Origin of the sequence: Yersinia sp. 2553 StPb PI, assembly GCF_052217105.1 — a bacterium.
Classification (GTDB): Bacteria; Pseudomonadota; Gammaproteobacteria; order Enterobacterales; family Enterobacteriaceae; genus Yersinia; species Yersinia enterocolitica_E.
Genome location: NZ_JAZGPX010000002.1, coordinates 61,201 through 82,148, shown reverse-complemented (window position 1 = coordinate 82,148; position 20,948 = coordinate 61,201). Strand labels below are relative to the sequence as shown.

Here is a 20,948-nt window from a genome sequence, read left to right as displayed (position 1 = left end):
TCAATCAGTGTTTATGGTCGCTATCATGATCACCATGACTGTGATCGTGGTCGTGGCTATGGCTATGACCTTCACCATGAGAGTGAATACTGTGAATATGTAAGCCAGAACCATGGGGTTCATCCAGAGGGCTGGCAACATGAACATGGGTATCAGTGTCTTCAGCGCCACCAAACAACAGCCGTGCTTCAGAGTTGGTCAGCAATGGCAGAATCTCTGCCCCTTTAACAAAACGGAAAGGTAAGTGCTGGAAGCCATGTGTTCGCATGACCGAGTCCATCATGGTGGTAGCAACCGTTAGAGGTACGTACACCTCATTATTTTTAGTCACCGCTTTCCAATGCTGATTACCCAATGCGTGGCCCAGTTCGAAGCAGGTTTTAATCAACTCATCCGCTGAACGGTTTTTCAGTTCACTCAAATCAATCACCATCACATCGCGCAAATGGATCTGCACCACTACTGCTACGTTGCTTTCTTCATCCCATGTCAGCACATCACCATCAGCAAGTACCACGTTCCTGTCGAGAGAAATACCGAGATCCAACCCCTGCATGGTGGATTTACGGCAGCGGCTTTTTTGCGCTTCCCGTTGATCCAAAACCAACAGATCAACAGTGGCATTTTTAAGTTTCGCCTGCCAAACCGGATCCTTTTTCACATTGCCAAGAATGTGCTCTATCAAAATCATGTTGTTGACTCCTTGCCTGTGTCAGATTGCCCACAGTAATGAAATCCTTTTCTGTATCATTCATCCAAACGCGCCCCCTCCTTGGCACTAAATAATACTTACTGTGGGCAAGCTGAATTCTGAAGTAACGGATTAGCGTCCAAACTTCCTATTAACCAAAGAAATAGCGCTGGTTCATTGATGCTGTTTCGATAGGTTCACAGGTGGCATGTACGCCATCCACTTTCACCGCAAAGGTTTCAGGGTCCACTTCAATATTGGGGGTTTGATCATTACGCACCAGATCATGTTTAGAGATGGTACGGCAGTTTTTAACCGCCATAACCTGACGTTCCAGCCCAGCTTTCTCTTTCACGCCATCGTCGAGAGCGGCTTGGGAAACAAAGGTGACGCAAGTGTCTTGCAGGGTTTTGCCCATCGCACCAAACATTGGGCGATAGAATACCGGTTGTGGCGTTGGTAATGATGCGTTCGGGTCACCCATCGCCGCCCAGTTGATCATGCCACCTTTGATAACCATTTTAGGTTTAGCTCCGAAGAAGCGCGGATCCCACAGTACCAGGTCGGCCATTTTACCTACTTCGACTGAGCCGATAACATGGCTAACACCCTGTGCAATTGCGGGGTTAATAGTGATTTTTGCCACATAACGTAGTACACGGAAGTTATCGTTATTCGGTGCATCTTCTGGTAATTTCCCGCGTGATGCTTTCATCGCGTTAGCGGTTTGCATTACACGTAGCCAGTTTTCCCCGACGCGCCCCATGGCTTGCGAGTCACTAGAGAACATGGAGATAACACCCATATCGTGCAGAACGTTTTCTGCTGCGATGGTTTCCGGACGCACACGGCTTTCAGCAAATGAGACGTCAGCTGGCACATTTGGATTGAGGTTATGACATACCATGATCATGTCGAACAACTCAGCCTGACTGTTGACACCGTATGGTAGAGTTGGGTTGGTTGAGCTTGGCAACACGTTAGGTTGGCTGGCGACGCGGATAATATCGGGTGCATGCCCCCCACCCGCACCTTCAGTATGGAAGGTGTGAATAGTGCGGCCTTCGAATGCATCAATGGTATCTTCCACATAGCCACATTCGTTCAAACTGTCGGTATGTACCGAAACCTGAATATCCATCTCATCTGCCATGCGCAATGAGTGGCGCAGGGCATTGGCGGTCGCACCCCAGTCTTCATGGACTTTATAGCCAACCACACCAGCAATGGCTTGTTCCAGCAGTGGACCACGTCCGTAGGAGTTACCTTTACCCAGAATACCCACGTTGACAGGCAGACCTTCGATAGAACGTAACATCTGGCGAATATTCCATGGCCCCGGCGTCACAGTTGTCCCGTTGGTACCATCGGTTGGGCCAATCCCGCCACCAAAGAAGGTTGCCACACCGTTGGACAGTGCATGATAAGCCTGCTGTGGGGAGATTAAATGAATATGACTATCAATACCGGCAGCGGTCAGAATCAAATGCTCACCTGAAATGGCATCAGTACTGACACCGACCACCATTCCTGGTGTCACCCCATCCATCACACCTGGGTTACCACTTTTACCGATACCGGCAATTTTGCCATCGCGAATACCGACGTCAGCCTTAATTACCCCTAAACGAGCATCAACAATTGTGACGTTGGTTATCACTAAATCCAGCACACCATTATCGCGGGTCAGATGGTTATTCGCCCCCATCCCGTCACGCAATGACTTGCCACCACCGTAAACGGACTCTTCACCATATCCACGCAGGTCTTTTTCGATTTCGATAAACAGATTGGTGTCACCCAAACGGATTTTATCGCCAGTCGTTGGGCCAAATAGACCCGCGTATTCTTGCCGAGAAATTTGAGGCATCTGTCGCTCCTTTCTTTTTCCGGTACGTGTAACTATAGAGTTGATTACACATATATAGCTGATTACACGTATGTGAATTTCTATATTATAAAGGTGTCATTTAGACGATTTGAAACCACGCTCAGCCGCACGACGGATAGCCTCTAGCTTATCTGGGCGTTCGCTATTAGGCACCACGCCTTCACCGGTCCAACCATCCACCAGATTGTTAAAGCCATACAGTGTTTGCTTGCCACCGAAAGGGATCAGCGGAACTTCGGTTTCATCACCGGGTTCAAAACGAATTGCGGTGGTTGAGGAGATATTGAGTCTCTTGCCATAAGCCGCAGCACGGTCGAACTCCAGTGCACGGTTAACTTCGAAGAAGTGGAAATGCGACCCCACTTGAATGGGTCGGTCACCGGTATTGCGAACTTTAACTTTGGTTACTGGCTTATTTTCATTAAAGGTGATCGGTGTATCAGCTAAAATACAGCCCCCGAGAGGGGTATTCTGTTCTGCATTATCTTTAGTGCTTTTCTTTGCGCTCATGCTTTAATCCTCTGCAATAATCAGTTCAGGTTTTACTCGCATGCTGCCATCGGTGTTATTTAATAGGATCGTGCACCGTGACCAACCGGCTACCGTCAGTAAAAATTGCCTCAACCTGAACATTCGGAATCAGATCAGCTACCCCGTCCATCACATCATCTTTAGTGAGAACTTTGCTGGCTTCTTTCATGACATCTTCTACCGATTTGCCATCTCTGGCCCCTTCCATTGCAGTCACGGTGATGATAGAAACGGCTTCGGGATAATTGAGTTTCAAGCCACGCGCTTTGCGTTTGAACGCCACATCAGACAGCGTGTAGATCATGAGTTTTTCAACTTCTCTTGGGGTGAGCTGCATAAGCCCTCCTGTATGGTGTTAAGAAAGTGAAAGTGAGAAAAACAACCTACTAGCTCTATAACTGCTAGCCCTCTAATTTGCCTTGTCAGTAAAGGGTTATCCCTTGTTATTACTGATAAAATAGGCTTTTGATGCCAGTTAATTAGTATATTTCAGAATTTAAGCGCATCCTCCTGCATATCTTGTTAGATTCTTCATTTGAGTTCTGATTTTGCGTTTTAACCACCCTCAATATGCTGCCCGACATTTGCGCTGCAACTTAAAATATCGAAAGAACGACTGCCGCCCGTTATACAGCAAGATATTACAATCGTGTATAAAGGTGTTATCCCGCTGGATTGATTTGTATGATGAATTTTTGATGGGTATTTTTTACCGCTTTTAGTTATGCCAATCAATAGGTGAATGGCATCCGCTAATATTTTTTTACTAAAACAGAAAAGGATTACTGCATTTATCCACAGTAAACAACAAACGGATGAATCGATTAAACGTTTGCTTCCCATAGCTAACCAATCCCTTATTCAGCGCTCAGTTTCGGTATGTTCTTTTTGTAGCATAGATAATTATAAATCAATATGTTGCTATAAAAAAAACACCTCTAACCAATATAGACCAAAAACTGGAAAATTCATCATTAATTACCAACTTGATAAAAAACACTGTAGCGATGAGGGTAGGGTAATTAAATGTAATTGAAAATCAATTAGTTAGGTGTAAAATGATGCGGGTTTATATTCATCACAAATAAAGAACACCAGAACTCCCACCAAGAATAGATGTTAAGTCGGCATGCTGAGACAGAAACAAAATCACACAAACCCTAAGGGGTGTTAGCCTGATAAGAATACGTTAAAATACTAATCACTGTGTATAGAATATCCACCTACTTCAAGTTAATATTGAACGCTATCTCAATTTATTTATGTAAAGTTATCTTACCGTGATGTTAATTATCATCTCCACTGTATAACCCCGCGTTTTTATCATTATTTAAACAGAACATGATCCTAATCAATAATTCTATTTTCACTTGGAAATAAAACATCTCATACATTGAGTGACTATCACTCTAGATAATTATTTAATCGATTACATTTTAATTTACCGTTATTAACTCATCCTGTTTTTATCAATGCCAAACCAATTTGAGGCTTAACCACTGGTTTTTGATAAAGAGGGATTTTACTTTCACGCTCTGGTATCCATATACGTGAACACACCTTTTCCAATAAGGATTTATTGTGGCTGAAAACAATGAGCCCCAATGGGCGGTGTGCCGCTTCGTCTAATAAAACGCGCCAAATTTGTGCCTGAACATGTGCATCCAGTTGTGCCGTTACTTCATCGGCAATCAAGTATCGGGTGCGCGGATCCAGTGCCCGCAATAGTGCGATACGCGCCAACTCGCCCCCCGACAATTCATCAGGCCGGCGCTTCAACCAATCAGGATTAACGGCCATCCGCTCAAGCCAATGTGCTGCGGGTCGCCAGGCATCATGCAAGCTCTCCCCCGTAGTCCGGTAAGGATTGAAACTTTGTTCTGGATGCTGTGGCACTAACTGAATAGGACAATAACCTTTTTTTGCCAGTGGCGCGCCACCGAGCAAAATCTGGCCGGAAGTGGCTGACTGCCATTGTGCTAATACCCGGCCAAGGGTCGTTTTACCAAAACCACTGGGAGCCGAAATACCTAAGCGCTCTCCGGCTGTTAGAGAAAATGAGATGCTATCCCACAACAGTTTGCCACCTTGAACCACCGTCAGATTATCGACACTAAACATATTCGCCCACCTCCGACAAGGCTATGTGCTGACTGACAAATTGTTGCTCCGGTAGCGCCGCCCATAGTGACTGTAGCCAGGGGCTACCACCGTTATTCTTCAATTCTTCAGCACTCAGCGTCTCATGTAGCTTACCCTGATGTAACACCGCAATCTTATCGGCAAAACGTGCCGCCAATGCCAGATCATGAGTTACCCATAAAATGCCCCGCCCTTGTTGGCAAAAAGCCCGCAGGTGAGTCAGTAACTGGCAGGCATGCTCATCATCGAGCCACGAGGTCACTTCATCAGCCAAAATATAGCGGGCATTGGTCAGGGTGGCACAACTGGTCAGCACCCGTTTTGCCATGCCGCCAGAGAGTTGGCGAGGGAAGTCATGCACCAACCCTGGCGCAAGATTGTAGGTTTGCAGTTGCATTGCCACATCTTCTAGCCGCAGTTTTACACCACTAAGCTGCGCGGCGCGGGTCATTTGTGAGCCGACTTTAATTAATGGATTTAGCGCACTGACCCCTTGAGGGACGTAACATAACGTTTTTCCGCGCCGTTCAATTTTGTCTTGGGCGCACAACACCTCACCATCAAGGATAATCTCGCCATGACAACGCATATTGTCTGGCAATAAACCCAATGCACTTTGTAACAACAGACTTTTGCCTTCACCGCTACCGCCAACTAACGCCACCAGTTCCCCCGGATTCACCTCCAAAGAAATATTACTCAGCAGAGGATGCCAGGTTTTTCGCCCCAGCCAGCGGTAATGAGCAACATCAATAGCAAATTTTGCAAATTTCAACATCAGGTTATCCTCACCCAGAGTTGTTGCAGCGACCGGGCAAACTGGTCAAATACTAATACCAATCCCACCAAAATCAGGCCAGGGAAAAAAGCCAGCCACCATGCCCCACTGCTCAGGTAACGCAGTGCATCCGCTAATAAGATCCCCAACGACGGCTCATGAGGTGACAGCCCAAACCCAAGAAAACTGAGCGCTGCGCTGTGTAACACCGCATGGGGAAACATCAACAGTGTGCCAACAATCCATTGTGGCAGTAATAACGGTAGCAGATGATGACGCCAACGGTAAAAATTACTGTTACCCAACCGATGAGACAACATCACATAATCAGTCTCGCGAATACGTAAGATTTCTGCGCGTAAAATCAGGGCAAGCTTTGGCCAATGGGTGAGGGCTACCGCCAGAATAACGCCTTGTTTCCCGCCCCCCAAAGTGAAGCAGATCAGCACCAATAACAGCAAGTGGGGCAATGCCAACATACTGTCAATTAATCCGCGAATGATATAATCCAGCGTTTTATTGATAGCACACAAACTGGCAGTGAGCATCGCCAGCAGCCCACTGGCAAAAGCAGCAATCAGGCCAATTTGTAAACTGGTTGTCATGCCCTGAAAACAGCGCAACCACAAGTCGCGCCCCAGACTATCAGTACCAAACCAATAAGCCGGTGATGGCGGCTGGCGGCGCGCCATCAGATCCATCGGAACTTCAATGGGATAAATAACCCAGCCATAAACAATTAAAATGAGTAATAGCGCCAATGAAACGAACAGCCGAAACAACGCCCGGTTTGGGTTATAAGTCATAATTGCCGCGCAGCTCCCCTATTTAAGCGGTGTAACAGTGCGTTGGCAACGCTGTTACCGCAAAAGACCAATATGGCGCAAAACATGACGATCCCCATCAGTAACGGAATATCGCCGTGAAGCCCGGCATCAATAGTGGCTTGCCCTAAGCCGGGATAGGCAAAAACTTTCTCCGCTAATAGCGAGCCACCCAGTAATTCCCCCACAGAGGCAAATTGCAGACAAAGCGCTGGCGTAATGGCATGGCGTAAAATATGGAAGTGAACCAATGACCAGCCCTTATCTCCCTGAGCACGTGCATAGCGGATAAACTCGCTATTCATCACCTCAGCAACCCTGGCGCGGGTATGCAACGCAATATTGCCAACCCCCAATAATCCCAAGGCCAGCATCGGCAGAATGAGATGACGCAGTTTGTCGCTCCAACTGGCTGTTTCAGCATTGCTTCCAGGTGCCCATGCACAGCAAATCGGCGCCCAATTCAGCTTCACCGCAAATAATGACAGCAACAATAAACCAATCCAGAAAGTGGGTAGCGAAGCTAATAAATATGACAGGGTTGAGATCAAACGATCAGGCCAGCGATTAAGATAACGCCCCGCAGTCAGCCCCAGCAGTAGCCCAACAATGCCGGAGAATAGCCATGCCGAAAGCAGTAACGCAAACGAGGTGGCAAAACGTTCACCAATGACCTGTGAGACCGGCGCGTTATACAGCATGGAGTAACCCAAATCACCTTGCAAAACCTGAGTAAACCAATGCAGAAAACGCTGCCACAAAGGCAGATCCAACCCCCACCGCGCCGCAATCAGCGGATATTGTTCCGGTGGAACATGCAGCAGCTCACTGCCAATATAGGCGCGTATTGGGTCTACCGGGGAAAAACTCAGCAGCGTAAAAGTGCCTACTGCGGTGATTAGCAGCAGGCAAATTAAACGCAGAGTAAATAGCGAGACCCCCTTCATTACTGACAGGTCCATTTCCAGCTATCCAGGCTATTAAGCAGTGACCAGGAACCATGGATTTCCGGTGCCCCCTTACCTAAATCAACGCAATCATTAGCCAGGTAAGTATGCTGAATATTCAATAACCACGCCCACGCCGCATCACCGCGAATACCGGCACCGGTCGTTCCATCCCAATCAACCTGTTGCCAAAATGGCACTGCTTGTTCCCAGGTTGGCGCATCCAGTGCCTGTTGCAGATGTTTATCAACTACCGGATTCTGGTAGTAGCCTGGATTATAATATTCAACACCGGCAGCTTTACTGCTGTAGTGATGGTACAGCTCCATGGGATCAAGGCTACCCCAGCCAAACAACGTGGGGTTAGCATGCATATTACGTTCAACGGTTTCCCAGCTACCGGATTTCAAATCAACATCAACACCAATAGGTTTCAGCATCGAACGCAGCGCCTGGGCTAAATCGCGGCGCGTAGTATCACCGCTGGTATACCAAAGCGTGATTTTGGCCGGCACCCCACTTTTTTCTCGAATACCCTCACTGTTCAGCGCCCAACCGGCCTGTTCTAATATCTGTTTGGCTTTTTCGCTATCACCATCTTTAATGGCCGAATCTGGGTTATTCCATGGCAGCCCCTGTACACCTGTATAGGCAGGAATAGCATGACCCTCCATAATTTGGTCGGCCAGGAGTTGGCGGTTAATGGCATAGTTAATGGCACGGCGGATAGCAACATTAGCCGTTACATCATTACCAATCGGATAACCCTGAGCATCTTTCTTACCCGCCGGAGTGGTCGGGAACACGATGCCACGGTTTTCTACACTTGGCCGCACCCATAACTTCATGTTATTGACCGGACCTGCCGCCATCGATGGTGGAATGCGGACGACCCCTAACTGCCCACTTTGCGCCGCGGCAAAGGCACTGTCTTCATCAAGAAAAACAAAAATCAGTTTATCGAAATCATTCTTATTACCGGCATAATGAGGATTGGCTTCCACGATCATTTGCTGACCAGGTTGGAAGCTCACCAAACGGTACGGGCCAGCACCAATAGGGTTTTGTGCATAGGTTTTGGCATTATATTTATCAGCAGAAACGATCCCCAGCGATCCCAACACATTTACAAAAGTACTTTGTGGCGCTTTCAATTGGATTCGAATATTGAGGGGATCGATTTCTTCGGCGCGGAGGAAATTACCCATATCGACTTTACCGCCACTGGCAGCAGCATTGTTATAGGTAAACACCACATCTTTGGCCGTCAGAGGAGATCCATCAGAGAATTTGAGGCCCGGCTTGAGCGTCAGAGTCCAGGTTTTACCGTCGTTGCTGGTTTTATACTGGCTCAGCAGAAAATTATTCCAGCTAAGATCTTCATTTTGTTTTAGCAACGGGCTATGCAATAGCAGATAACTGCCATGACTCCAGCCTAGCATTGGGTCAAAGCCTTCGGTGGGTTCATCACCGATAGCCAGTTGCAGTGTATGTGTTGCGGCACTAACGGGAACAGAAAAAACACTGAGTAGGGCGGCTGTGAGTAAGGTAGTTCGGAGCCATAGACGTTTAGACATGAATCATCCTTTGATAAATTAGCCAGTGAATATAGGGCATTGCCTGTCAGGCAAAGATTCAACAAATAATTAAGCGTAGCACTAAACATTAATATGGGTAATAGATGTCTTTTTTAGTATTAAAGACCAATTTCACAACTTTAGTTAGAACTTAACAGCATTCAACTAACAAAAATCAGGTTTAGATGAGGTAAATCAAAAAAAAACAAGACAGATCTAAAATTGATTATAAATAAAATTGATCTACATCTATAAAAACGACAAAGATAGTAAATGAAATAGTCGATATATTCCTTATAATATCGCCTTGCAACAAGATTCGCCGATTAGTACCCACAAACCAAGAGATATAGCCTATTAATTCATGGCCGCGTTATTTTCAATCAAGAAGATTAATTATCGAGCCATTGGTGCAATTTTTATTTTTCCGTCAAGCATCGGAACACTGCGAGGATATTAAGATAAGTTCCAATCGGGAATTATTACCCATTGAGGGAAATCTATCATAATAATGAGAGAAAGAGAGTGATTGAGTAGACATTCTTTCGCACCAGAATAATTTTTCTGACACAGATTATCCCTCACAGCCCTTTACACGCCCACCCACCTTGAAGGTAAAATACTTGAATATCTGGGTATACATATCGATGGACATATCACAGACCTTGTCACGATCAACATCGGGTGTAGCTGGATTTTCGGACACCTGTAAATCATTTCATGCACGAAGCCGCTCTGTCGCCAGTTCGGATTAATATACTGGTAATAAATAATGCTCCCAATCCCAATTAGAATAATACCCGCAGAATAGCACCCATATTATTACATTTATTTCTGTTACGTAATGCCGTTGCGATATCTGACAAAACCACACCGATACCTGGATATCATAACCTCCATCTAATTCACCGCTAAATCCTTTATGCGATAAATATTAAAGTAATGAAACTATACTACTTACACGTATATTAAAATTCACAATATGCAGTAGCTATTCTAGCGAACACACAAATTTACAGTGAATACTTAACCATTAGGCTGGTAGGTCATCTCGTAAAAATAAGCGCTAAACGGCAACTCATACAAAACTTGAGTACTCTCCAAAAGCGAAGGGAGGATTTTTGGCTCGCAGCGTGAATAGTCTTCTGTAGGATATTGGCGCTGACAGTATCCCCGAGGGCTATCGATAAAATCCATCTTAGGAATGCGTTTAAGCACTAAAACTTTCCCTTCACTGTTCCCCATTTGAGGTTCAATAAAAAAGAAGCTGAGCTGAGATATGAGCGCCGTAATGCTAATAGCCACTACGACTATCCACAGATAAATAGAACGCATACAGAATTCCTGCAATGAGTAAACACGATTACTCTATCAGCTAACCTATAATGAACGCCAAGAATAATAGCAGTGGTTGTCCATCGCAGGAGAAAAAGCACTTTTATATTCAAATATTGCAGCCACAGCTCACTGGATCCCTGGGTTTATCTATGTCCGTGATTTTCGTGTGCAGCGGTAACCCCTCATCACGCCAGCCGGTGACACCTCCTATCATCTCTTTAACCGCATAGCCAAGTTTGCTCAAATTAACGGCGGCGCGGTGAACACCGTTGCAGTGGGGACCAGCACAGTAAATCACAAATAATGTCTCTGGCGGATAGAGTGAAAGCAAAGTGGTATCCATTAATCGATGAGGAATATTGATAGCTCCCGGTAGGTGTAGCGTGGCAAACGCCGCCTCACTACGCACATCTACCAACACAAAATCTACATTACCTTGCTGCTGGCTGGTATAGACATCTGAGCAATCAGTTTCAAATGCTAAACGCTGGGAAAAGTACTGTAATGCGCGTTCTGCACAAGCCGCTGGGATCTGACTGACTAAACTGCTCATATGATTTCTCCATTCAATATTATGAAGCATCACTTTATGAAATGGCATTAGCCGATTACAGTGGCAGAAATGACAATAAACCACTGAGATACGCCAATGAATATTTCAACTGCATCAATATCTGCCAACAGACCAACGGAGGAGCCGGGATTAGTGGTGACGCTGGCTTACGACGGATTGTGCCTATTTGAGTTTGGTATTGCGCAGGAAATATTTGGTTTAGCTCGCCCTGAATTTGATTTTCCCTGGTACCGGCACCAAGTGGTCGGTGTAGAACAACACATCACTACGGCCAATGGCAGCCTACATATTCAAGTTGATACCGATTTGTCCCTACTGGAACAGGCTAAAACCATTGTGATACCCGGTTGGCGCAGCCCTGACGCCCTCCCTCCAACAGCACTTACCGAGGCTTTGCAGCAAGCAGTTGCACGTGGTGCACGCATTATATCCATCTGTTCTGGCGTTTTTGTACTGGCGGCTGCGGGGTTATTACAGGGGAAAAGCGCCACAACTCACTGGCGCTATACCGATTATCTGGCACAACACTATCCTGACATTCATGTCGATGCCAATGTCTTGTATGTAGATGAGGGGCAAATTATCACCTCTGCGGGTAGCAGTGCCGGTATTGATGCCTGCTTACATCTGATTACCCGTGATTTTGGGGCTAAAATCGCCAATCAGGTAGCACAGCGGTTAGTCATGGCTCCCCAGCGACGGGGCGGGCAACAGCAATTTATTCCGCTGCCGCTTGCCAAAGAAACGCATCGGGATATGGCAAAAATGATGCAGCAAGTGCGCGGGCAACTGGCCCAAAATTGGAGTGTCAGCCAAATGGCCGCCGAATTGGCGCTCAGTGACAGGACATTTTTACGGCATTTTTCTGCCGCCACGGGCCAATCACCCAAAATATGGTTACAGCACGAGAGAATGCACAAAGCGAAAGAATTACTAGAAAGGGATCAGATGAGTATTGCGAGGATTGCCGAATATTGCGGATTTCAGACCATTGAAGGTTTTAGAAATGCATTTCGCCAAAAAGTAGGGATCACACCTGCGGTGTATCGGCGGCAATTTAAATATAACTAAGGGGGATATTCCAGAGTAATGAATCAATATCGACGATTTTAGAAAACTAAAAACCCCGCCGTGGCGAGGTTTTTAGGTTGTTGGTTAATCTTATTTTAGAGATAAGAATAATATTATTGAGGATATTATTGTCTGCTCCGGCTTAGGCCATCATCGCTATCGCAACTTTCCAACAATACTTTTTACCAACAATACGTTTACCAAAAAAAATCTGACCTGAGCCAGATTTAATTACAGCTAAACGTGATAGATAGCAGTGTAAATTACAGTGCTACTACGTTTACAGCTGAAGGGCCTTTCTGGCCTTGCTCGATGCTGAACTCTACGTTCTGGCCTTCATCAAGAGTTTTGTAATCAGTGCCCTGGATTGCAGAGAAATGTACGAATACATCTTTGCTACCGTCAGCAGGAGAAATAAAACCAAAACCTTTACCAGCGTCAAACCATTTTACTAAACCAGTCATTTTATTAGACATAGAGATATTTCCTTCATTATTTGTGCCAAAACGTGGCAATTGTGGTCTGCTGATCAAGAGTTACTTATGGGGGCACTAAAGAAGGAAATTCGTCGGAGAAGTGATGTCTAAAAAATATCGCTTTAACTAGGAACTGCTTTACTTAAATGGCTTACATAAATAGGTCTGTGCTACAAACCGATGAAGCTATTAACGCATGCTGAGATATTAATAGCAAGGCTTATTTATTTTAAGTATTAAATGAATGATAAAAACAAATCGTGCATAAATTATGATATACCCTAAATAATTCAAGTTGCAGGAAGGCAGCAACGAAATGAACCCACGGAGTTGAAATAACTCAATGACCTGGGTGAGTGATGGCAGCCAACGCACATGCAGTTTGAAGTATGACGGGTATAAAACCAACTGTCATACATCGTCCGGTGGCATCCTGTGCCGGGATAGAAAGACAGATTCTAGCGGGTGAGGTTATGCTCAGACTTCGTTATAATGCCAATGAAAATCGGAAGCCGTCATAAAGGAAAAGCAATGACAATGCGTGAGCTTGAAGTACAGTTTCTTAATGCAATGAGTGAGTTGCAGTCAACTTTTGAGAAGCAGCATCAGACATGGCAGGCAAGCTACAATGCATTGCAACATGAACTGGAGCAGTCAAAAGCACGGGAAACAGCATTGCGTGCTAAAAATGATATGTTGCTTAGAAAGCTTAATACTGCCAACACCTTGCCAGAACAACATTCATTAGTTAGGCAGATTAAAGTGTTAGGTGCACATCTTGATGCTCTGGCGAAAGATGCTGCCGCTTTCAATCATCATCTGAATAATCAGCAACAAAATAGCGATAATTTCAGTGGCGATAACCCTTAAACACTTCGTTGACTTTATCTACTCAGGCGATTTAACAGCCAGATAATTTTACGTTGTCAATTACACCTTTTATGGCGCAAAGAAACATTCAATGACGTGGATAATTATTGCTGTTTTGATCGTAGTTTTTATTGTCGGCTACCGTGTGTTGACATCAGATACCCGCAAAGCGGTGGATACACTGGCCAATTTACTGAAGATAAAACCGATTTACATTGAATCCATGTTGCAAGAGATGGGGCAACGTCAGACACAAATGTTTATCCGCTCCACCAGCAATGGCTATGCCGAGGATGTGAGAAAGGCAGCTTATCTGGTCTTTATTTACCAAACCTTTATCAAAGACTCTTCCGATGAAAATGTGATGCAATGGCGCAATACGCTGATTCGCTCACATATATCCCCAATGCTAACGGCCGAACATACCGAAGCGGCTTTGTTCTATTTCGCAGAACTGGATTTAGATGCCTTTGAATTGGCGCAATTCCGCCGACAATATAATATGCAGTTTAATCAGGAAGCTGACGCCGTATTGCATTGATTCTGGCGCTACGGCGCGGTGACATTTATTGCGCCAAGTCGAGCTAGTTTTACGGGTACATACTGTTTAGATAACGCAATAACATTTCTCTTGAGCTAAAACCGTGGGCAATACCGTAGCGGTCATCAGCTTCACCGGCCAGATAGAGCGGAAACTCCACATACTTATCACTGATACGAATAGTTGCCGTGGGTGTGGCAAACAACAAGCTTTTATCTTTATGCGCTGGGTGAATAACCAATGCTGTCCTGCCCATTCGGGCTTCACGGTTAACATAAACGTAATGCTCCGCTTTACGATAACCGTAAGCCTGATCAACCGTATAATCCCGATCAAAACCGGCATTCTCCAGGACCTTAGCCACTTCATCTGGCCGTAAATACATTTATTTCCCCTCTTTTTGACTACTATTGAGCGACCTTACCGTAATAAATAAGGGAAACCACGTATTTATTGGCTCAAAACGACTATTTCGGAATAGTCTACACGCCATGTTCATCTCATCAGCGTTGTTTCTACTCGACTGGCGCGTTAATAATCCGTTGCTGGCGTGGTAGCGTCGCACGCCAAAACCACCACAAAAAGAGGCTGACTGAGTTACGGATAATAAAATCTTATTCCGCCCCCAGTGAGGGCTTGTTTTCACGCCATTGCGATGGGGTAATGCCCTTAACTCGCATAAACTCGCGATTAAAATTTGATTTAGTCTGGAACCCCGCCTCTAGCATAATATCGATCACTAGCAGCTCCGTACGCATCAATAGCATCGCGGCATGATCGACCCGCAACTGATTAACGTATTGCGAAACATTTTGCCCCGTTTGCTGATTAATGGCCTGCGACACTTTGCGCGGGGCAACACCAACTTTGCGCGCCAACGTTGATAAGTTGAGTTGACTCTCCAGATACAGATTATTTTTCTTTAAGGTCAATAAGATGACAGAGAAAAGCGCCTCCAGCGATTCAGCTAATGGCTTATCATCCATTACCGCCAACTCAGCCGACACCGCAGCAATCGGCTCTTCACGATGTGCGCTGGTCGCTAGGGTGTAGCACATTGCCAACGTAATCAAAAGGTTGCTCAAGCTGGCTATTAACCCAGCCTGATTTCCGGCAAAAAATGCATAGTCAGCACTGATAATGATATCGCCCACCCCCGACCCAATCAGCAAGATAGCCATCAGAAGCCATAACCGGTAGCTAAGCCAAATTCTTTCCACAGAGATCTGTTGCAAACGATCCTCACCAGGGCGCAAGTAAACCAGCACCGCAAGGCCATAAGACAAATAACTGATAATGACCATTGCATCGAGCCACTGCGGCGCGATCCAGACACAAATTGCCGTACCGATAGGGCCTAAAGCATGTATCCCAAGCTGGCGAATACCCGCCCTCCTCTCCCCGGTTGTACTGAGGAGTGCTAAATAAGTCAGCGGGGGGATAGTCATAGCGACGATAGGTTGTAAGCCATTAAACAGGGCAAGATGATAGCCATAGCGCAAGCCAATCAACCCGCTTTGTAATGCACAAACCAGCAATAGCAGCAGTAAGAATCCTCTCTGCTTACCGGATTTAATCAAATGATAAAACAAACCAATACATAAAATTGATAACAGAAAAGAGACGGGGATCAGTGGCATAACCCTTGCCTTAACAAGTGGATATCGTGAATAACGGTTTTGTAGTGTAGACAGCCAGATAAGCGAAAACAAGCAGGTTCAGGGACTGGATCATGATCGAGGTCGCGGCTAAATGCTCTTCCCTCTAAGGTGACAAATAACTCAATCAGTCAGGATATTAAATCATGAAAAATGCTGTGCTGTGCTTCTGTTTTTTGCTGTTTTTCCCGATGGTCAGTTATGGCTGGCAAACAGCGGTTACTCACATTTCATTCAATGACACTCAACGCCAGCGCCAACTTGATAGCTTAATTTATTATCCAACGGCGAAACAGGGAACAACGTCCCTACTGGGTGATAGTGCCGTCTTCAACGGTATCTCGGTTTTACCTGATGCCCCCCTTGCCACAGGCCAATTTCCATTGATTGTCCTCAGCCACGGCAGTGGTGGCAACAATACCAGTATGGCGTGGTTGGCAGATAAGTTGGTGCAGCAAGGTATGGTGGTAGTCGCAGCCAATCACCCAGGCAGTACCACTGGTAATTCTATTCCGGCCAAATCGGCACAGCTATGGTTACAAACTGAAGATATCTCTTTTATTATTAGCGCATTACTGTCTGATTCGCGCTGGAAGTCGGTACTGGATAATCAGCCTATTGGAGTAATTGGCCATTCGAAAGGGGGTTATAGTGCTATTGCGGCATTGGGTGCAACGCTTTCATTTCCACGTTTCATTGCCAGCTGCCAACAGCAGCCCGAACAAGCCAACTGCCAGTTTTATACCCGTGCGGACGTAAAATTAAAGGCACTTCCAGTGCGGAAATTTGAAGGGAATTATGCCGATAAACGTTTACGTTTTGCGGTCGCTTTGGACCCCGGCATGGTGCCCTTTTATCAAAACAGTAGCCTGTTTCATTTAACAGCCCCACTGCTTCTGATTAATGCTCACTATTTTATCTCACCGAATATGGCACTAAATCTGGGCGGGAGCGAGTGGATAAAGCAGCTTAATCCGCCGGGTATAACCACAAGAACCTTAGCCCACAGCGGACATTTCGATTTTCTGCCAACCTGTAAACCGGCAGCCCGCGCAGTTCTGGCAGAGGAAGGCGAAGACTTTATCTGTGCGACGTCAGTGACGGAAAGAGAAAAGTTACATCAACAAACGGTTCAACAGATCGTTGCGTTCCTTCATCAACAACATATTTTGCGCTGATATTGCAACACTATTAGGGTGACGCACATGCCATCCAGACTCTGCGAGACTAAATAAAGGTGTCGGTAAGAAACAGCACACAGGCAAGTGATACACCACATAGGGTCATCACACTGAAAATCAGCTCGAACAGATAACGATTGATCATGATGGTTAGCCTATAAAAAAAGACACCCGGCGTTAACCGGGTGTCTGGAATTGGCTAGACTGTGCGGTACTTAGTAGCCCGCATTCCGGCATAATTATGCTGCTGGCGCTGTTGCTGATTTTTTAACAGCTTTATGGTGTTTTTTAGCGGCTTGGGCTTTCTGAGCTGGCTGAGCTGGCGCTTTTTTCACGTGTTTTTTAGCGGCCTGTGCTTTTTGAGCAGGTGCTTTTTTCACATGTTTTTTAGCAGACTGTGCTTTTTGTTCTGTGGTTTGTTTGGTTGCTTTATGTTTTTTATGGTGAGTTGCTTTAGCTGGTGCTGCATTTTCTGCGGCAGGCGCAGCAGTAGTGCTGGTTGCAGCTGGTGCTGCTGTAGCGGCCGCAGTAGTTTCAGCAGCGAAAGCAACAGAAGACAGACCCATGGTTGCAGCAACGATCAGCGCTAATACTTTTTTCATTTTAAAATCCTCAGAGTTTGTTTCGCTAAGCCCCCGGTGGGGCCGTTGAAAGAATCATAGAGGAATCAATTTTTCCTTTCCGTGAGTCATTGGTTTCGCTAAGTAACCAAATGTACAAAGTAATAGTGATTATTATTTACGCCATACATTATGAATCACGCTATTTAAAAGCAGCCCTGTTCGGGAGGCATGGTGGTTAATTCTCCCCTCACCTTCGGATTAGTCCTGAAGCGCATGTCACAGCGACGTGATGGACTATGCTTAATGTTCATCAGGCAAAACGGAGAGTCAAATGTTCAAGAAATCAGAAAAAATTGAAAGAGATCTCAATCAGGACGTGACCCTTCTGGCAGATACTCTTGACGATGTATTGCGTTCATCAGGTGAGAAAACCAAAGAGGAACTGACCAAAGTGCGCCACAATGCCGAAGGTGTATTACGTGATGCGCGAGCGCGTTTCAACGGTTCGACCAGCCTAAAACAGCATGCCCGAGATGTTGCAGGTAACGCAGATGACTACATCCGCGACAAACCATGGCAAGGTGTCGGTATTGGTGCTGCGGTCGGTATCGTTCTGGGTGTGCTGTTAGCACGCCGTTAAAAATAATCTGATAGCTGATAAATCGCCGGTATTTTATCCCCCTCATTGCTGTGTCTACTTATAGGGATGACGATATCTGGCAGTTTGGTTAATCGGTGGCCCCAGTGATAATAGATGCACTGCGGGCCAATTCATTTACTCGGTAAATGGTGGTTATTAAGCAGACATAGAAGTAATAACTTTGGCCAATAGGGTCACCAGCCGATCAGTTTCTGCCACAGAAGTGAGATTAGTAAATCCCATCAACAATCCATTTCTACCGGTTACCTGGCTCGTTTCCGCCAACGCCCAATCTGATAGCGCCTGAACCGCTAACCCTTGCTGCCGCGCCCGTATTGCTACGGCATAATCAGCAAAACCCTTATCCAATCGCGCCAGTAATTGTATCCCTCCAGCTTGCTGTTCAACCTCAACAACGCCTGCCAACTGACGCCTCAGACTTGTCGATAGCATCTCACGCCGTTCGGCATATAAATGACGCATACGTTTCAGATGGCGATAAAAATGCCCCTGATTGATAAACTCCGCCACACTGGCCTGTATCAGTGGTGGGCTGGTACAAATGCGTAACTGGCATCGCTGATTAAATAGTGCCATCCGTTCTGCTGGAACGACCAGATAAGCCAGCCTCAGTGCCGGAAACATCACTTTGCTGAAGGTACCGGCATAGAGCACCCGCCCCTGCCGGTCCAACGTTTTCAACGGTGGCAGTGGCCGCCCTTGATACCTGAACTCACTGTCATAGTCATCTTCAATAATCCATGCATGCTGCTGATCGGCCCAATCCAACAGGGCAATACGTCGTGCCAGACTGAGCGCCACCCCTAACGGGCTTTGATGGGCTGGGGTGACGATGGCAAAACGTGCCTGGGGGCAGTCGTTAATTGCCGCACCGACATCCATTCCGTCCTGATCAACTGCGACCGGATGCGGAATAAGCCCAGCTTCGCGAATCAGTTGCCGTGTCACAGGATAGCCGGGGTCCTCCAACCAGCCACGATCGCCCGGTTGCAGTAAGGTACTGATCACCAGATCCAGCAATGACTGATAGCCTGAGCAAATAAAAACTTGTTCAGGCTGGCAACTCACCCCGCGTGATAACTGTAAATAATGTGCTATTGCTTCGCGCAATAACGCAAGCCCGGTAGCGGGGGGATGTCCAAGGGATGATGCGGTGAGATTATGTAACTGTTTGGCCATGATTCGCCCCCATTGCGCTCGGGGGAAAGCGTCCAGCGCCGGTAATCCTAGCTCGAAGGGCCGCGCCACCGGACTAACCGTTGAGACTTTATTCACCACAACAGGCTGCGCACTCTGAGTTAATGGCAGCAAAGGGGTATCACGTAACTGAGCGGAAACGTAAGTCCCACTCTGCCCACGACTTTGCAAATACCCCTCGGCAATTAATTGACCATAGGCATTTTCCACCGTACCTCGTGCTACCCCCACTTCACTGGCTAGCACCCGAATCGAGGGTAACCGCGAGTCAGGCAGCAATGCTCCTTGCACGATGGCATCTTTAATACGCTGATAAAGCTGACGGTAGACCGGCTCGTTTTGTTGGCTATCCAGGCTCAGAAGATGTGAAAAAGACCTCATCATGACCCACTAAAATAAGTAATTTATGGCTCTATAGTATAGGTCATCACAGCGCTAGAGTAGCGCCATACTCTACGGTACCTCACAGGAACATATCATGGTTGAACAACGTCTTTATTTTTCCGAACTTTCACCTACAACCTATAAAGCACTGGTTAATGCGTCTCTCTCGTTAGATAAGAGTTCATTACCTAAGGCATTGATAGAAATGATTTTTATGCGGGTATCACAAATCAACGGCTGCGCATTCTGCTTGAATATGCACGGTAAATTCTTGCGTGAGAACGGTTTTGATAATGCCAAAATGGATGTGATAGCTGGCTGGCGACTCAGTAATGCATTTACTGAAGCAGAAAGAGCAGCATTAGACTGGGCAGAAGCGGTGACTTACATCACCACCAGTGGCACACCTGATAATATCTTCGACGCCTTAAAAGTACATTTTACCGATGCTGAAATTTCCGATTTAACTTTTGCTATCAGTATCATGAATGCCTTTAACCGCTTAGCCGTCAGCCTGCGCCAGTAAATCATCTTGCCCGCAACAACTCCGCAATAGAAATATTTTTATCCTCCTTATTATTACTAAATCTACCGCCAGCCCCGTGCTGGCGGCCCTGTCGCTGAACAATGCATAAATTCTCAATAAATAACTACATGTAGTGTGGTTGAATTAAATAAACACTAGATATAGTATTTGTTTTATCACCTACGGAAATGAAACCGCAGTTGATTATCAGAGGCAGGTCGTCGCGGCACCTTAACAACCTGACTAATCCGCCTTTCCTCATTACAAAAGGTAAATGCGAATCATGAGTATTATTATTTACAGTAAACCTGATTGTGTCCAGTGCAATGCCACTTACCGAGCATTCGACAAACAAGGAATATCCTATCAAACAATTGATTTAACAGCAGATTTGCAAGCATTAAATCATGTGAAATCTCTTGGTTATCAGCAGGTGCCAGTGATTATTGCCGGCAATGAACATTGGTCCGGCTTCCGCCCTGACAAAATTAACGCACTGGTTCAGGCCGTCAGTGCCTGATGGGGGG

24 protein-coding genes are annotated in these 20,948 nt (G+C 46.0%); 7 read left to right on the top strand and 17 right to left on the bottom strand.

What is annotated here, in order from left to right; translation table 11 throughout:
* Window positions 1-4 precede the first annotated feature (4 nt).
* From ureE to V2A84_RS01395, 12 genes are all read right to left on the bottom strand, one after another.
* Window positions 5-691, bottom strand: a complete 687-nt coding sequence (ureE, locus tag V2A84_RS01450; protein WP_083163059.1) for an urease accessory protein UreE — start codon at window positions 689-691, stop codon at window positions 5-7.
* A 151-nt stretch (window positions 692-842) separates the two neighbouring features.
* Window positions 843-2,561, bottom strand: coding sequence for an urease subunit alpha (locus tag V2A84_RS01445; RefSeq protein WP_083163057.1), 1,719 nt, complete (start codon window positions 2,559-2,561; stop codon window positions 843-845).
* Window positions 2,562-2,657: 96 nt separating this feature from the next.
* Window positions 2,658-3,092 carry an urease subunit beta gene (locus V2A84_RS01440; protein ID WP_083163055.1) on the bottom strand — a complete coding sequence of 145 codons (435 nt, stop codon included), beginning with the start codon at window positions 3,090-3,092 and terminating at the stop codon, window positions 2,658-2,660.
* Between the two features lie 55 nt (window positions 3,093-3,147).
* The gene (locus tag V2A84_RS01435; protein WP_002215288.1) at window positions 3,148-3,450 is read right to left on the bottom strand and encodes an urease subunit gamma; all 303 of its coding nucleotides are present in this window, start codon (window positions 3,448-3,450) and stop codon (window positions 3,148-3,150) included.
* A gap of 218 nt (window positions 3,451-3,668) precedes the next feature.
* Complete coding sequence (locus V2A84_RS01430) at window positions 3,669-3,956, bottom strand: hypothetical protein (RefSeq protein ID WP_227746584.1); 288 nt, start codon at window positions 3,954-3,956, stop codon at window positions 3,669-3,671.
* Between the two features lie 612 nt (window positions 3,957-4,568).
* Window positions 4,569-5,234: an ATP-binding cassette domain-containing protein gene (locus V2A84_RS01425; protein WP_083163053.1), complete on the bottom strand. Its 666-nt coding sequence runs from the start codon at window positions 5,232-5,234 to the stop codon at window positions 4,569-4,571.
* Entirely contained in the window at window positions 5,227-6,033 is an 807-nt protein-coding gene (locus tag V2A84_RS01420; RefSeq protein ID WP_083163051.1) for an ATP-binding cassette domain-containing protein, read from the bottom strand. Before V2A84_RS01420 ends, V2A84_RS01425 begins: the two co-directional genes overlap by 8 nt.
* The gene (locus V2A84_RS01415) at window positions 6,033-6,839 is read right to left on the bottom strand and encodes an ABC transporter permease (protein WP_372559718.1); all 807 of its coding nucleotides are present in this window, start codon (window positions 6,837-6,839) and stop codon (window positions 6,033-6,035) included. Before V2A84_RS01415 ends, V2A84_RS01420 begins: the two co-directional genes overlap by 1 nt.
* A complete protein-coding gene (locus V2A84_RS01410) occupies window positions 6,836-7,804 on the bottom strand; it encodes an ABC transporter permease (protein ID WP_083163047.1) in 969 nt (322 codons plus the stop codon). Before V2A84_RS01410 ends, V2A84_RS01415 begins: the two co-directional genes overlap by 4 nt.
* Window positions 7,804-9,381 carry an ABC transporter substrate-binding protein gene (locus V2A84_RS01405; protein ID WP_083163045.1) on the bottom strand — a complete coding sequence of 526 codons (1,578 nt, stop codon included), beginning with the start codon at window positions 9,379-9,381 and terminating at the stop codon, window positions 7,804-7,806. The genes V2A84_RS01410 and V2A84_RS01405 overlap by 1 nt, the downstream gene beginning before the upstream one ends.
* 1,026 nt (window positions 9,382-10,407) lie before the next feature.
* On the bottom strand, window positions 10,408-10,716 hold the full coding sequence (locus V2A84_RS01400; RefSeq protein ID WP_083163043.1) for a DNA-directed RNA polymerase subunit beta: 309 nt from the start codon (window positions 10,714-10,716) through the stop codon (window positions 10,408-10,410).
* 109 nt (window positions 10,717-10,825) lie between these two features.
* Window positions 10,826-11,272 carry a rhodanese-like domain-containing protein gene (locus tag V2A84_RS01395; RefSeq protein ID WP_083163041.1) on the bottom strand — a complete coding sequence of 149 codons (447 nt, stop codon included), beginning with the start codon at window positions 11,270-11,272 and terminating at the stop codon, window positions 10,826-10,828.
* A 96-nt stretch (window positions 11,273-11,368) separates the two neighbouring features.
* On the opposite strand from V2A84_RS01395, the gene ftrA reads away from it, so the two are divergent.
* Entirely contained in the window at window positions 11,369-12,364 is a 996-nt protein-coding gene (gene ftrA, locus V2A84_RS01390; RefSeq protein ID WP_372569513.1) for a transcriptional regulator FtrA, read from the top strand.
* A gap of 263 nt (window positions 12,365-12,627) precedes the next feature.
* On the opposite strand, the gene cspE is transcribed toward ftrA, so the two are convergent.
* On the bottom strand, window positions 12,628-12,840 hold the full coding sequence (cspE, locus tag V2A84_RS01385; RefSeq protein WP_005275958.1) for a transcription antiterminator/RNA stability regulator CspE: 213 nt from the start codon (window positions 12,838-12,840) through the stop codon (window positions 12,628-12,630).
* 531 nt (window positions 12,841-13,371) lie between these two features.
* Here cspE and V2A84_RS01380 point away from each other — a divergent pair.
* Together V2A84_RS01380 and V2A84_RS01375 are read left to right on the top strand one after the other, a co-directional pair.
* The gene (locus V2A84_RS01380) at window positions 13,372-13,710 is read left to right on the top strand and encodes an MbeD/MobD family mobilization/exclusion protein (RefSeq protein ID WP_083163037.1); all 339 of its coding nucleotides are present in this window, start codon (window positions 13,372-13,374) and stop codon (window positions 13,708-13,710) included.
* Between the two features lie 91 nt (window positions 13,711-13,801).
* On the top strand, window positions 13,802-14,251 hold the full coding sequence (locus V2A84_RS01375) for a DUF1198 domain-containing protein (protein ID WP_083163035.1): 450 nt from the start codon (window positions 13,802-13,804) through the stop codon (window positions 14,249-14,251).
* Between the two features lie 49 nt (window positions 14,252-14,300).
* Here V2A84_RS01375 and V2A84_RS01370 read toward each other — a convergent pair whose 3' ends face one another.
* Both V2A84_RS01370 and V2A84_RS01365 read right to left on the bottom strand, forming a co-directional pair.
* Complete coding sequence (locus tag V2A84_RS01370) at window positions 14,301-14,636, bottom strand: DUF2002 family protein (protein ID WP_083163033.1); 336 nt, start codon at window positions 14,634-14,636, stop codon at window positions 14,301-14,303.
* A gap of 229 nt (window positions 14,637-14,865) precedes the next feature.
* Window positions 14,866-15,891 (bottom strand): helix-turn-helix domain-containing protein, encoded by a 1,026-nt coding sequence (locus tag V2A84_RS01365; protein WP_083163031.1) that lies wholly within the window; start codon window positions 15,889-15,891, stop codon window positions 14,866-14,868.
* Between the two features lie 164 nt (window positions 15,892-16,055).
* Between V2A84_RS01365 and V2A84_RS01360 the strand changes: the two genes are divergently transcribed.
* Window positions 16,056-17,087, top strand: coding sequence for a hypothetical protein (locus tag V2A84_RS01360; protein ID WP_227746583.1), 1,032 nt, complete (start codon window positions 16,056-16,058; stop codon window positions 17,085-17,087).
* Between the two features lie 242 nt (window positions 17,088-17,329).
* Here the strand turns inward: V2A84_RS01360 and asr are convergent, their stop codons facing one another.
* Window positions 17,330-17,692: an acid resistance repetitive basic protein Asr gene (gene asr / locus V2A84_RS01355; RefSeq protein ID WP_083163029.1), complete on the bottom strand. Its 363-nt coding sequence runs from the start codon at window positions 17,690-17,692 to the stop codon at window positions 17,330-17,332.
* Window positions 17,693-17,984: 292 nt separating this feature from the next.
* On the opposite strand from asr, the gene V2A84_RS01350 reads away from it, so the two are divergent.
* Window positions 17,985-18,293: a DUF883 family protein gene (locus V2A84_RS01350; RefSeq protein WP_083163027.1), complete on the top strand. Its 309-nt coding sequence runs from the start codon at window positions 17,985-17,987 to the stop codon at window positions 18,291-18,293.
* A gap of 156 nt (window positions 18,294-18,449) precedes the next feature.
* Here the strand turns inward: V2A84_RS01350 and pdxR are convergent, their stop codons facing one another.
* Window positions 18,450-19,895: a MocR-like pyridoxine biosynthesis transcription factor PdxR gene (pdxR, locus tag V2A84_RS01345; RefSeq protein WP_083163025.1), complete on the bottom strand. Its 1,446-nt coding sequence runs from the start codon at window positions 19,893-19,895 to the stop codon at window positions 18,450-18,452.
* Window positions 19,896-19,989: 94 nt separating this feature from the next.
* On the opposite strand from pdxR, the gene V2A84_RS01340 reads away from it, so the two are divergent.
* Both V2A84_RS01340 and nrdH read left to right on the top strand, forming a co-directional pair.
* Entirely contained in the window at window positions 19,990-20,421 is a 432-nt protein-coding gene (locus V2A84_RS01340) for a carboxymuconolactone decarboxylase family protein (protein ID WP_083163023.1), read from the top strand.
* Between the two features lie 283 nt (window positions 20,422-20,704).
* A complete protein-coding gene (gene nrdH, locus V2A84_RS01335; RefSeq protein ID WP_083163021.1) occupies window positions 20,705-20,941 on the top strand; it encodes a glutaredoxin-like protein NrdH in 237 nt (78 codons plus the stop codon).
* Window positions 20,942-20,948 lie beyond the last annotated feature (7 nt).

Excerpts from the sequence above, each read along its gene's own strand:
- ureE (WP_083163059.1), bottom strand. The coding sequence starts at position 691 with ATGATTTTGATAGAGCACATTCTTGGCAATGTGAAAAAGGATCCGGTT.
- V2A84_RS01445 (WP_083163057.1), bottom strand. The coding sequence starts at position 2,561 with ATGCCTCAAATTTCTCGGCAAGAATACGCGGGTCTATTTGGCCCAACG.
- V2A84_RS01440 (WP_083163055.1), bottom strand. The coding sequence starts at position 3,092 with ATGAGCGCAAAGAAAAGCACTAAAGATAATGCAGAACAGAATACCCCT.
- V2A84_RS01435 (WP_002215288.1), bottom strand. The coding sequence starts at position 3,450 with ATGCAGCTCACCCCAAGAGAAGTTGAAAAACTCATGATCTACACGCTG.
- V2A84_RS01430 (WP_227746584.1), bottom strand. The coding sequence starts at position 3,956 with ATGGGAAGCAAACGTTTAATCGATTCATCCGTTTGTTGTTTACTGTGG.
- V2A84_RS01425 (WP_083163053.1), bottom strand. The coding sequence starts at position 5,234 with ATGTTTAGTGTCGATAATCTGACGGTGGTTCAAGGTGGCAAACTGTTG.
- V2A84_RS01420 (WP_083163051.1), bottom strand. The coding sequence starts at position 6,033 with ATGTTGAAATTTGCAAAATTTGCTATTGATGTTGCTCATTACCGCTGG.
- V2A84_RS01415 (WP_372559718.1), bottom strand. The coding sequence starts at position 6,839 with ATGACTTATAACCCAAACCGGGCGTTGTTTCGGCTGTTCGTTTCATTG.
- V2A84_RS01410 (WP_083163047.1), bottom strand. The coding sequence starts at position 7,804 with ATGAAGGGGGTCTCGCTATTTACTCTGCGTTTAATTTGCCTGCTGCTA.
- V2A84_RS01405 (WP_083163045.1), bottom strand. The coding sequence starts at position 9,381 with ATGTCTAAACGTCTATGGCTCCGAACTACCTTACTCACAGCCGCCCTA.
- V2A84_RS01400 (WP_083163043.1), bottom strand. The coding sequence starts at position 10,716 with ATGCGTTCTATTTATCTGTGGATAGTCGTAGTGGCTATTAGCATTACG.
- V2A84_RS01395 (WP_083163041.1), bottom strand. The coding sequence starts at position 11,272 with ATGAGCAGTTTAGTCAGTCAGATCCCAGCGGCTTGTGCAGAACGCGCA.
- ftrA (WP_372569513.1), top strand. The coding sequence starts at position 11,369 with ATGAATATTTCAACTGCATCAATATCTGCCAACAGACCAACGGAGGAG.
- cspE (WP_005275958.1), bottom strand. The coding sequence starts at position 12,840 with ATGTCTAATAAAATGACTGGTTTAGTAAAATGGTTTGACGCTGGTAAA.
- V2A84_RS01380 (WP_083163037.1), top strand. The coding sequence starts at position 13,372 with ATGACAATGCGTGAGCTTGAAGTACAGTTTCTTAATGCAATGAGTGAG.
- V2A84_RS01375 (WP_083163035.1), top strand. The coding sequence starts at position 13,802 with ATGACGTGGATAATTATTGCTGTTTTGATCGTAGTTTTTATTGTCGGC.
- V2A84_RS01370 (WP_083163033.1), bottom strand. The coding sequence starts at position 14,636 with ATGTATTTACGGCCAGATGAAGTGGCTAAGGTCCTGGAGAATGCCGGT.
- V2A84_RS01365 (WP_083163031.1), bottom strand. The coding sequence starts at position 15,891 with ATGCCACTGATCCCCGTCTCTTTTCTGTTATCAATTTTATGTATTGGT.
- V2A84_RS01360 (WP_227746583.1), top strand. The coding sequence starts at position 16,056 with ATGAAAAATGCTGTGCTGTGCTTCTGTTTTTTGCTGTTTTTCCCGATG.
- asr (WP_083163029.1), bottom strand. The coding sequence starts at position 17,692 with ATGAAAAAAGTATTAGCGCTGATCGTTGCTGCAACCATGGGTCTGTCT.
- V2A84_RS01350 (WP_083163027.1), top strand. The coding sequence starts at position 17,985 with ATGTTCAAGAAATCAGAAAAAATTGAAAGAGATCTCAATCAGGACGTG.
- pdxR (WP_083163025.1), bottom strand. The coding sequence starts at position 19,895 with ATGATGAGGTCTTTTTCACATCTTCTGAGCCTGGATAGCCAACAAAAC.
- V2A84_RS01340 (WP_083163023.1), top strand. The coding sequence starts at position 19,990 with ATGGTTGAACAACGTCTTTATTTTTCCGAACTTTCACCTACAACCTAT.
- nrdH (WP_083163021.1), top strand. The coding sequence starts at position 20,705 with ATGAGTATTATTATTTACAGTAAACCTGATTGTGTCCAGTGCAATGCC.